At 48.3% G+C, this 11,691-nt stretch carries 11 protein-coding genes; 10 read left to right on the forward strand and 1 reads right to left on the reverse strand.

The genetic code is table 11. The features are described from left to right. Positions 1–5: 5 nt before the first annotated feature. Genes ABF87_RS07390 through ABF87_RS07400 form a run of 3 tightly spaced genes read left to right on the forward strand, consistent with a single transcriptional unit; the run spans position 6 to position 3,489 of the window. A complete protein-coding gene (locus tag ABF87_RS07390) occupies positions 6–497 on the forward strand; it encodes an NlpC/P60 family protein (RefSeq protein WP_160828502.1) in 492 nt (163 codons plus the stop codon). A gap of 17 nt (positions 498–514) precedes the next feature. Further along, positions 515–1,417, forward strand: coding sequence for a lipase family protein (locus ABF87_RS07395; RefSeq protein ID WP_160828503.1), 903 nt, complete (start codon positions 515–517; stop codon positions 1,415–1,417). 8 nt (positions 1,418–1,425) lie between these two features. Beyond that, on the forward strand, positions 1,426–3,489 hold the full coding sequence (locus ABF87_RS07400; RefSeq protein ID WP_160828504.1) for a di-heme-cytochrome C peroxidase: 2,064 nt from the start codon (positions 1,426–1,428) through the stop codon (positions 3,487–3,489). Positions 3,490–3,542: 53 nt separating this feature from the next. Here ABF87_RS07400 and ABF87_RS07405 read toward each other — a convergent pair whose 3' ends face one another. Continuing rightward, complete coding sequence (locus ABF87_RS07405; protein WP_240143581.1) at positions 3,543–4,013, reverse strand: DUF3579 domain-containing protein; 471 nt, start codon at positions 4,011–4,013, stop codon at positions 3,543–3,545. A gap of 243 nt (positions 4,014–4,256) precedes the next feature. On the opposite strand from ABF87_RS07405, the gene ABF87_RS07410 reads away from it, so the two are divergent. The 7 genes from ABF87_RS07410 to ABF87_RS07440 all read left to right on the forward strand — a co-directional run bounded on the left by ABF87_RS07410 (position 4,257) and on the right by ABF87_RS07440 (position 11,691). Beyond that, complete coding sequence (locus ABF87_RS07410; protein WP_164503181.1) at positions 4,257–5,345, forward strand: aminopeptidase; 1,089 nt, start codon at positions 4,257–4,259, stop codon at positions 5,343–5,345. A gap of 51 nt (positions 5,346–5,396) precedes the next feature. Next, complete coding sequence (chrA, locus tag ABF87_RS07415; RefSeq protein ID WP_160828506.1) at positions 5,397–6,749, forward strand: chromate efflux transporter; 1,353 nt, start codon at positions 5,397–5,399, stop codon at positions 6,747–6,749. Positions 6,750–6,781: 32 nt separating this feature from the next. Continuing rightward, positions 6,782–8,050 (forward strand): DUF2130 domain-containing protein, encoded by a 1,269-nt coding sequence (locus tag ABF87_RS07420; protein ID WP_160828507.1) that lies wholly within the window; start codon positions 6,782–6,784, stop codon positions 8,048–8,050. 252 nt (positions 8,051–8,302) lie between these two features. Continuing rightward, on the forward strand, positions 8,303–9,883 hold the full coding sequence (locus ABF87_RS07425; protein ID WP_160828508.1) for a multicopper oxidase domain-containing protein: 1,581 nt from the start codon (positions 8,303–8,305) through the stop codon (positions 9,881–9,883). 58 nt (positions 9,884–9,941) lie between these two features. Beyond that, positions 9,942–10,277: a hypothetical protein gene (locus ABF87_RS07430; RefSeq protein ID WP_160828509.1), complete on the forward strand. Its 336-nt coding sequence runs from the start codon at positions 9,942–9,944 to the stop codon at positions 10,275–10,277. Positions 10,278–10,327: 50 nt separating this feature from the next. Beyond that, entirely contained in the window at positions 10,328–10,756 is a 429-nt protein-coding gene (locus ABF87_RS07435) for a hypothetical protein (RefSeq protein WP_160828510.1), read from the forward strand. Beyond that, positions 10,735–11,691 carry a CapA family protein gene (locus ABF87_RS07440; protein ID WP_205012674.1) on the forward strand — a complete coding sequence of 319 codons (957 nt, stop codon included), beginning with the start codon at positions 10,735–10,737 and terminating at the stop codon, positions 11,689–11,691. Before ABF87_RS07435 ends, ABF87_RS07440 begins: the two co-directional genes overlap by 22 nt.

The following is an 11,691-nucleotide window of genomic DNA, read 5'->3' on the forward strand; positions in this document are numbered from 1 at the left end:
GATCTATGAAAGGCTATTTTTCTCAATTCATTCTTTTAATTAGTATCACTTTCCTGGTGAGCTGTGGGTCTTTGCAGGAAAAAAATTCCGCATACAAGGCAAGTCTTAATACCAACAAGCCCGTTAATTCCGCTCAAATCAAGCAAGCGCTTTACTCTCAATATAATGACTGGCAGGGTGTGCGTTATCAGTCCGGTGGGCTGACTCGGGCCGGAATTGATTGCTCCGGTTTTGTGCATATAACCTTCAAATCGAAGCTCGGGTTGAGTCTGCCTCGAACGTCTGAGATGCAAGCACGACTGGGCAATGAAGTCAAAAAAGATGAACTGAGAGTGGGAGATCTGATTTTTTTCCGAACGGGAAAAATTTCGAATCATGTAGGGATTTATTTAGAAAAGAATAGATTTCTGCATGCTTCTCAAAAGAAGGGCGTCACTATATCCAGTTTGGATAATGCTTACTGGAAATCGAGTTATTGGAAATCTGTCCGATTATGAGCTTGCTCGGAAAATGAATGAGCCAGCGACAGATTGTTTTTATTCCCGGAAAAAATCCTAAGCCACACGTCGAGCAACATGAAAAGCTGCTGTGGCGTGTTTTGCTGGAAGGTGTCCGACGAGCTGAACCACATATCGTCAGCCAGTTAAGTCAGCATGCAAAACAATTTAAATTGATTGCGTGGAACTACCTTTATTATTCCGAGCATAAGGATATCAGCAGCGAACTTGCCTGGATTGATGCGTTAATCAATCAGCATGGCCCAACCGAGCAAGATATTCGTGAAGCGAAGGCATGGCATCGCCAAATCGATCGTCTTCTGTATACGATCGTTGATCATTTTCCTTGGTTGCTTAGATTGGCAGCAAAACCCATTCAATCGACAGCCAAAGAGACATTACGCTATTTTGAGAACAGGAATAATATTGCCTACGAAATTCGTAGCTTGCTGAAACGTGAGTTGCGCCCAATGCTCGAAAACCAGGACAAAATTCTGCTGATCGGTCATAGCCTAGGTTCCGTCATAGCTTACGATACCTTGTGGGAGTTATCTCATCTGGAACAGTTGCCAGGAAAAGTGGATTTGTTTCTGACAATGGGCAGTCCGTTGGGAATGAATTATGTGCAACGCCAGTTGATGGGGTATTCGCATACGGGAATGCTGCGGTATCCTACCAATATCAGGCACTGGGCAAACATTTCTTCCGTTGGCGATCTGACGGCCTTGGACAGAATCTTTGCAGACGATTTTGCGCCCATGTTAACGTTGGGAATCATTGACACCATCGTTGACCATTGCGAGGGAATCTATAATTTTTACCGGAATGAGGCGGGGCTTAATTGTCACCGGTCATATGGTTATCTGGTTAATCCTGCAGTGGGTAAAATTATTGCAGATTGGTGGCAGCAAACGCCTTGAGGTCAAGCATGAAGTGGTGCTCGATACGACTGATCAGATGGTGCGTGTTGTGTTTCATCGGGTTGATCGGTATTGGAACAGTTAACGGTATCGTTTCGCGCCTGCACGAATTTCGGGATGACGACCCGGATCGAGGCGCGTTGCCAAGCAGCGTCGATAAGTTTGGCACTCAATTTTCCCGTATTGCTTATCTGGAGCAAGGTTGGTCTGCCTCCGACAGTTTGTGGTTTTACAATACTACGCAGGGTTCCAACCTGCTTCCGTATAGTTTTTTCTTAGTGTTGGAGCAAGCGGATTCGGCGGATTTATTCCGAGATGATCGCAACATCGACCGCTATGGTTATCTGCCGCAGCGCCCGACTGAGTCTAATCCGGATGGACTGGCCGTCGGGATGGTAAAGGATGAATACCAGGGCAGGGCATTCATGGGGTTTACCTGCGCTGCTTGCCATACCACGCAAATCAACTATGAACATACCGGCATTCGCATTGACGGTGGGCCTGCAAATTCGGATATGGAAAATTTCATGATCGATTTGGCTGAGGCTTTGTTTCGAACCCTTGAGACTGAAGAAAAACGCAATCGCTTCATTAGCAATGTCCTGAAGCGGAGAGAATATGCTACCGCGAACGAGGTCGTGGCAGATCTCAAGAAATATGCGCAAAGGATCCGGGCCTATACGATTATTAATTTTCCACGCGATGCCAAACGTCCGCTGACACATTATGGCTATGGGCGGCTCGATGCCTTCGGGCGTATTTATAATCGTGTGCTCGAGCACATCATGAGCGCGAAACAGATGCGTGAGCTGTTGATTGACGTGTTGTCTTCGGCTGAGCTGGTTGACGTGATGATGAACGTCGAGCCGATTCTGAATGCCACGGATCGCGATCATCTTCTGGAGCGGATTCAGGTTTATCTTACCGACAAGCAGATCATCAGACTACGCAATCAAATATTCAATCCAGCAGATGCGCCGGTCAGTTATCCCTTTCTGTGGGATGTGCCTTATCATGATTATATTCAATGGAATGGCCGAGTTGCCAACGGTGGATTGGGGCCGATGGCGCGCAATGCAGGGCAAGTCATCGGTGTGTTCGGGACGTTGGACTGGCAAGAGAAACAAGGGATCTCACTGTCCTCCGTGCTGGGGGGGCAGGGTTTTGGTTCCAGGCACATCGATTTTCAATCGTCGATCGATATCCGGAATTTACGCAGAGTGGAAAAACACCTGCGTCAGTTAACTTCTCCAGTTTGGCCGGAACATATTCTGCCCAAAATAGATAAGACCAGATTGATGAATGGCACACGAATATTCGCGAAATATTGCGCTTCGTGTCATGTGCAGATCAATCGCACTGCTGCTGATCGCAGAGTCGTCGCTAAAATGATTTCGGTTTCATCGGTCGGTACAGATTCTAAAATGGCGGAAAATAGTCTAGGGTTCTGGGGGCATAGCGGTATTTTGCAGAATCAATACGTTGCGACTCAAGTCGGCAATTTATTATTGCAGCAGCAGGCTCCCGCAGTGGCCCTGCTGACTTTGGCTACCCGTAATGTTGTGACGACCCCAGATCGCGACAAATGGTTTCTGCGCCGCTGGGCAGAGCGTTCATTTGATTTCGCGCACACCTTCTTTGATAACGAGGTGCAACCTTCGCTCAAGCATGGGCTATATACCCCTGACTCAACGGTTGAGCCTTTTGCTTCGATCCAGGCGTACAAGGCGCGTCCGTTGAATGGGATCTGGGCAACGGCTCCCTATTTGCATAATGGTTCAGTGCCTACGTTATATGACCTGTTGTTACCGAAGAAAAGAGTAGATGATCCGATCGAAGGCGAATACCGGCCAGATGAATTCCGGGTCGGTTCGCGCGAATTTGATCCCAAAAAAGTCGGCTTCAGAACCGAGGATTACGATGGCTTTTTGTTTCGCACCGGCATTTGGGGAAATGGCAATGCGGGTCATGAATATGCTTCGGGGCGTTCCCCGCAATTGGATGGTACCTATTTGCCAGCCCTTACCGAGGAAGAGCGCTGGGATCTGCTGGAGTATTTGAAAACGTTATAAAAACTGGCGAGCGATCGTGGCAGGAATGTTATTAGACGACTTGGAGTAATCAATCAATAGCGCTGATTGGATTTTTTGGATAAGGGCATATTCGGATGTTCTGTGATGATTTCATCCAGATAGATGATTTTTCGCGTCGAAGACATTTTGAGCCGGTTATTGAGTGCGAAATCCATCAAGAATTGATAAGCGATCGGATCGATATTCTGTAACGCACCTTGTAAGCGTATGCCCATCTGGCCTTCATGAATCACCGGTTGAGCGTATTCCGAATATACCCAGCGACCGGTCCGGTCATAATGAGCCAGTATTCCACACAACCGTTCCACCCAATCGCTGGGGCGGAATGTTCGGCCTTCTGGCGTAACACCCAGAATCAACCATTCTTCGGATTTAATTTTCATATTTGCAGCGCCCAGGAAGCATATCATTACCGATGAAAAACAAGCGGCCGCAAAGCCACAGGGATCTCGGTGATTGGTGTGGGGAAACACGACAGCCACGGCTTGTGAAAAAACGCCCATTACTCATCATCAAAAAATCTTTATGTTTAAGTACGGATATTGTTATCGGCCTGCCACCGAAAAAATGGAGAGTCGTTCAACTATAATGAAGAAATTACGATGGAATTAATCAGGATAAATAGACTCATAACCAAGCGCTTTAAACTGAACGATTGCCGAGCAATCGGGTAAAGCCAGGCGCGGTGGTTTTTTCAAGAGCTTTCTGACGGACTCATTTCATTAATATCGGGAAAAACTGTGCGAATGCCGGATATCGTTAAACTGTTCCTGTTGATCAGCCAGCTCTGGGTACTGGCTGCATGCACCAATCTGCCCTATTACGCACAGGCGATTGGCGGGCATTTTGATGTCGTGCATCGTTCCCAACCCATTCAGCGTCTGATTGCAAATCCCGATGTTGATCCTCAGTTGAAGCAGTCATTGACCAAGGTGATGCAATTGCGCGAATTTGCCAGCCGTGAGCTTAAATTGCCCGATAACTTGAGTTATACCAGCTACGCTGACTTGGAGCGTCCGTATGTCGTATGGAATGTGTTTGCTTCGCCGGAACTATCGCTCAAATTGAAAGAATGGTGTTTTGTCCAGGTTGGTTGCGTCAACTATCGCGGATTTTTTTCTCAGGCCCAGGCCGAGCAGTATGCCGAAGAACTCAGGAATGAAGGATACGACGTGCATGTCGGTGGAATTCGTGCATATTCTACTCTGGGCTGGTTTAGCGATCCGGTATTGAATACCTTCATCGGTTATTCCGAAATGAATCTTGCCCGACTGATATTTCACGAACTGGCTCATCAAGTGGTGTACGTTCCGGATGACAGCGTGTTCAATGAATCCTTTGCGACAGCGGTTGAACATGAGGGAGTTAGACGTTGGTTTGAACAGGGCGGCACTCCTTCGCAGCAAGTATTATTAACTTCACGGCAAGAAAGGGAAGCTCTGTTCATAGAGCTGGTGTTCAAGCATCGCGAGCGTTTGCGCGCAGTATTCCACTCCAATGTCAGCGATGCCGAAAAGCGCGCTCAGAAAGCGCGCATTTTTGAAGAAATGCGTGCTGAATTCTTGCATCTGAGAACACAGCGAGCAGATTTTGGCGCCTATGATCAGTGGTTTGCTCAGCCATTGAATAATGCGCGGCTTGCGACTGTGTCGATCTATACCCAATGGGTACCCGCATTCCAGGCCATACTCGAACATAACGGACATGACATGGTGCGGTTTTTTGAGAATGTCATTCAATTAAGCAAGCTTTCCAAGGATGACCGGCAGGTGGCGTTGCAGAAAGCCGCTGCAGGCCATCAGCAATGGATGATGGTCAAACGCGGCTCGAATTGATAACTGCGGCAATGATATGATTGACTGGTTGAAACACTAAGGGATCCTATCATGTCAGTAGCCTCGCACGCGTTAAAGCGGCCTGAACCCGTATCGTTTTTCGAAGCCTTCCTGTATTGGCTCAAGCTCGGTTTTATCAGCTTTGGCGGGCCGGCTGGCCAGATCAGCCTGATGCATCAGGAATTAGTAGAAAGACGCCGCTGGATTTCCGAGCAGCGGTTCTTGCATGCACTGAACTACACCATGGTGCTGCCGGGGCCGGAGGCGCAGCAATTGGCGACATATATCGGCTGGTTGATGCATGGCACCTGGGGCGGCATCGTAGCGGGCGCGCTGTTTGTATTGCCTTCTTTTTTTATTCTGATTGCCCTGACCTGGATTTATCTGGTGTACAGCGAAGTTCCAGCAGTCGCGGGTATTTTGTACGGCATCAAGCCGGCAGTGACGGCGATTGTCGCATTCGCGGCCTACCGCATCGGTTCCAGGGCATTGAAAAATAATCTGTTGCGGGCTATCTCGGTTGCGGCATTTGTCGCGATGTTTGTGTTTGATATTCCTTTTCCATACATCGTTTTAATTGCGGGTCTAGTGGGTTATGTGGGGTCGCAGTATCTACCTGAAAAATTCAAAACGGGCGGGCATTCCATACACTCCCATCATACCTATGGCCCGGCATTGATCGATGATGATACGCCGGCTCCCGATCATGCCCGTTTTCAGTGGAGTCGATGCATCATATTTGCAGTGTTCGGGCTATCGATGTGGGGAAGTGTGATGTCGTTGCTGGCCATGCAGTATGGTTGGGACGGAACGTTGACTCAAATGGGCTGGTTTTTCACTAAAGCCGCATTGATGACGTTCGGCGGCGCTTACGCGGTGTTGCCGTATGTCTATCAAGGGGGCGTCGAACATTATGCGTGGCTGGATGCGGTGCAGATGATCGATGGATTGGCTTTAGGAGAGACTACTCCCGGGCCGCTGATCATGATCGTTGCTTTTGTCGGGTTCGTCGGTGGATGGACTAAAGCAGTATTCGGGCCGGAGCTGCTGGTTCTGGCAGGAATCGCCGGAGCGCTAGTCGCGACTTGGTTTACTTTCTTGCCTTCTTTTTTATTCATTCTGTTGGGCGCGCCAGCGGTTGAAGCAACCCGGCATGACATCAAATATACGGCGCCATTGACCGGTATTACCGCTGCAGTAGTGGGTGTTATTGTTAATCTGGCAGTATTTTTTGCTTATCATGTGCTTTGGCCAGATGGCTTCGATGGGCCATTTGAGTGGTTTTCTGCGCTGATTGGTGTTGCTGCGTTTGTTGCGTTATTCCGATATCGCGTGGGCATAGTCACGGTAATGAGTGTCTGCGCGGTAATCGGATTAGCGCATTCATTGCTCATGGTTTATTAATCATCAATGTCATTGTCCATCAAGAGCCTGTCATGATCGAACCTACCATTACCTGCCCGAACTGTGCGACAGAAATCAAATTGACAGAGTCGCTGGCTGCGCCTCTGATCAAAGCAACGCGTCAGGAATATGAAGCCCGCTTAGCGCAAAAGGATCAGGATGTTTCCCAGCGCGAAGCAACCCTCAAAGCACAGCAAAAAGCTCTCGAAGACGCTCAGAGAACGCTCGAGGAACAAGTCGCCGAGCGATTGAAAGTCGAACGCATTGCGATCAGCGCCGATGAGGCAAAGAAGGCGCGTCAGGCTGCGGCATCCGACCTGGAACAAAAATCAAAGGAACTGGCCGAGCTGCATGTTGTGTTGCAGCAGCGCACCGAGAAACTCGAAGCGGCGCAGAAAACTCAGGCGGAATTGCTGCGTAAACAACGGGAATTGGATGATGCCAGGCGCGAGCTGGATTTGACCATCGAAAAGCGGGTGCAGGAATCCATTGCAATGGTGCGGCAAAAAGCCAGGCAAGAGGCCGAAGAGGGCTTGAAGCTCAAAGTGAGCGAGAAAGAAGAACAGATCGCTTCGATGCAGCGTCAGATCGAGGAACTACGGCGCAAAGCCGAGCAGGGATCGCAACAGCTTCAGGGCGAAGTTCTTGAACTTGAACTGGAACTCATGCTGCGTAACAAATTTCCGTTGGATGGCATCGAGCCTGTTGCGAAGGGCGAGCTCGGGGGCGATGTGCTGCACAGAGTCATGGGGGCGATGGGGCAGTGTGGCGCCATTTTATGGGAATCCAAACGAACCAAGCACTGGAGCGATGGGTGGCTCGCGAAATTGCGAGGCGACCAGCGCGCTGCCAAAGCGGATATCGCCATTCTGGTATCGAACGCCTTGCCCAAAACCATTGAAACATTCGGTCATTTGGATGGCGTATGGGTGACGGAATCACGCTTGGCTTTGCCGTTGGCCATTGCCTTGCGGCAGTCGCTGATTGATATCGCCAGTACGCGCATGGTCAAAGAAGGCCAGGAAACCAAGATGGAGTTGATTTATCAGTATCTGACGGGGCCTAAGTTCAAGCACCGCATTGAAGCGATCGTCGAAAAATTTTCCGATATGCAGGCCGATCTCGATAAGGAGCGCAAAACCATGACGCGGCTCTGGGCCAAGCGGGAAATGCAAATCCAGGGTGTGATCGAGTCTACCGTGGGTATGTATGGCGATCTGCAGGGAATCGCAGGCCGTGCACTGCCGGAAATTGAAGGATTGGAACTGCCGTTGATCGACTTGGCATCGCCAGATGATTAGCAATCTGATTGGCCGCGAGTCGACTTGCAGTTAAAACCCGGATTCTCGTTCTAACATGTACTTGCGTTTTGATGTGGCGCAAATCTGTACAGAACTTTTGTGATTGATCATCCTCCCATTGCTTATTCAGTTTGAGCTGGTACACTGAATCATAAGCGATGCGTTGTCGGCCACGTGTTTCGGCACAATAGCGGCATCCAAAACACTTTCATCTCAGTCTCTGAGAGAATTCGTTTTAGCTCAAAGGGCAACATGACTCATTTCGATTATTCAAGGCGGCAGTTTCTACACTATGCAGCGGCTGGCACGCTCGCTGCTTCATTACCTGGCTTCATCTGGGCGGATACCCGCGAGGTTCGGCAGATTCCCAATCCGGCATTCAAAGCCGATGTTGAAATTGCACTGACCGCTCAAGCCGCTGATGTGTCGATCCGGCCTGGCCCTCATACGCATGTATTCAAATACCATGGCAAGCTGTTGAAAGGGCCGCAAGAAGCACTGACTGTAATTCCAGGCTATCTGGGTCCCATTCTGAATTTCCAGCAGGGACAGAAAGTGCGGATATTTTTCTATAACGAATTGCCGGAACCCTGTGTAACGCACTGGCATGGCATGCATGTGCCGCAAATCATGGATGGGCACCCGATGTATGCGATTCGCAAGGGTGAACAATATGTCTATGAATTTGAGGTGAAGAACCCGGCGGGAACCAATTGGTATCATGCGCACACGCATGAATTGACTGCAACCCAGGTTTATCAGGGCTTGACAGGCCTTATTACGATATCCGACGAGCATGAACAGAAACTCGAATTGCCGAGTGGGGAATATGAGATTCCTCTGATCATTCAGGATCGTAGTTTCACCAATGGCAATCAATTGCGTTATGTGCTCGGCATGCATCAGCGCATGACGGGTTTTCTGGGCGATACTCTGCTGGTAAATGGTCAGGAAAACAGCACCATCCCCGTCAAATCCAGAGCTTACCGGGTGCGTGTTCTGAATGGTTCGAATGCGAGAATTTACAAGTTGGGTTGGAATGATGGCACCCCGATGACCGCGATTGGGACCGATGGCGGATTATTGCACAGACCCGAGACATTGCCGTATATCATGCTCGCACCGGCTGAACGTGTTGAACTATGGGTCGATTTCAGCGGCCGAAAGATAGGCTCCGACCTCATATTGCAGAGCCTGCCCTATCAAGGATCTATGCATCGAGGCATGAGAGGGATGCGCGGCGGAATGGGTGGAATGGGTCAGGATGACACGCTCACCATTGCCCATTTTCATATCGCCGAGCAAGTGGGCGATTCGCCGAAACTGCCGACAGAACTGGTTCCGATGCGGAGATTGACCCGCAAGGATGCTTCCAATCCTGACAAAATCGTTCCGATCGCGATCGGCATGCGACATATGGCATTCCAACTGAACGGCAGAACATTCGATATGCTGAATTACCAGGCGGCTGAGAAAATTCCAGTTAATACTATTCAACGGATCAGGATTTTTCATGAGAATCGGGGCATGGGTCGGGGGATGCGCGGTGGGATGGGCGGCATGGGTATGATGATGTCGCAACCTCACCCCATTCATTTGCATGGCCAGCAATTTCAGATTGTGTCACGCCGGCAGAATAATCGCGACGAGGGGTATGACAGCGTCAAAGAAGGTTTCATCGACAGCGGCTGGAAAGACACTGTCCTGGTAATGCCGGGAGAAGAAGTCGAGATCATAAAACCTTTCAATGATTACACAGGCTTGTTTCTCTACCATTGCCACAATCTGGAACACGAGGATATGGGCATGATGCGCAATTTTTTCGTGAGTTGAGATAATGGCTTGCCAAAATTTTCAGCAAAGCGGTGCTTGTCATCGAAGGGTCTGAGTAATGATCGAAGACATTGATAAGGCTGATTCCACTGTGGTGATGGATGAAATTCAGCTTATTCTGGCTGAAAAACGAACCTATCTGTCGGTATTGCGAACCGGCATTGCCATTTTAGCGTTGCCGCTTTCAGTGATGAGTGTACTGGTGGCGACGTCGCGTCTATATGATGTGGTCAACGTTTTGCATTTTTTGATTCCGCTTGGCATACTGAATCTCGCGCTAGTCGGGTTGAGTATTTATCTAATTGTTCGTGCGATTATGCGTATTCACTTCTATGATAGATTGTTGTATCAAATCAAGTTAAAGAAAAGTGAGCTTGCGGATCTGATTGAATAGTTGATACCTACCTAAAGGAGTAGTTTTGAGACTCGAGATAAGTGGAGCCCATGATTGTTTTTAGTGGCCGTGCCGAGATAACGCTTATCAAAGTAAATTTTATGAGCAAAATTATCTTAATTGTATTGGTCAGCCTGTTACCTACGATTGTTCATGCGATCAATCTGATCTGCGAGCTAGAGTATGCCAGCGAAATAACCTCGGTGATTCCTATTGCCAGTTTTGATCCGTATGAAAAAAGCAGAGCTGATTTAGGGGGAAATTTTAGATTTTACGCCCAGTACTTACGTGGCAGTAACAAATTAAAAACCTTTGTTTATCATGATGCTAAAGCAAGGTATGTTTTGATTCATGCTGCAGAGTATCGTGTGGAAGAGACCGATTGTAAGCGATATGAGCATGGGTTCGGTCTTAATAAAATATATTCCGCGGACCTGGAAAGGGAATTATTATTTCAATGCCGGTCGATTTGCCGTTGATGAGGCTCAAAGCAATATCTGCAATTATCTTGCTGATGATTATCAGCAATCCGATTTATTCACAAGACCAAACGATTCGCATGCTTTTTGTCGGGGATATGATGCTGGATGAATTGCCGGGAGAAATGATTCGAGAAGGTAAGAATCCTTTTGCAGCATTTGATGAATTATTTGAACAGGCGGATATCACCGTCGGGAATTTGGAGTGTGTCATTAGCGAACAAGGAGTGCCGGAGAAGAAACCTTTTACTTTCAGGGCGCATCCTCGAGTGATCCCGATATTAAAAAAATATTTCAGTGCAGTATCGCTGGCTAATAATCATAGCGGTGATTATGGGCCGCTGGCTTTTACTGACATGTTGGATTTACTGGAGCAGAGTGGCGTAGCGTATTTTGGCGGAGGACGGGATATTAGATTCGCTCACCAGCCCTATATCATTGATATCAAAGGAAAGAAAGTTGCGTTCCTGGGATTTAACGAGTTTCTCCCCAGAAGCTTTGAAGCATTGGATGACCGCGCCGGCGTGGCGTGGAGCGATGATGATTATGTGATCTATGACATTCAGCGAGCCAAAACTGAATTCAAGGCGGATATGGTCATTGTTTATCCGCATTGGGGTATCGAATGGAAACAATCGGCGTCTTCTCGTCAAATGAAACTAGCGCGATTGATGATAGATGCCGGGGCAAGCGCTGTCGTGGGCGGACATCCGCATGTAACTCAGAACATTGAATGGTACAAAGGTAAACCGATTTTTTATAGTCTGGGCAATTTTATATTTAATGGTTTTGAGAAAGAAAGTAATGCACGATTGGGTTGGGCTTTGGAATTAATAGTGACTCCCGATATGCAGATTTCTTGGAAAATTCATAAGGCCAAGCTGGATGATAATGGCATACCGCACTATGATGGCGAACTAATGATTTCACCTTGA

The sequence above is a fragment of the Nitrosomonas sp. JL21 genome (genome assembly GCF_009833095.1).
Taxonomy (GTDB): Bacteria; Pseudomonadota; Gammaproteobacteria; order Burkholderiales; family Nitrosomonadaceae; genus Nitrosomonas.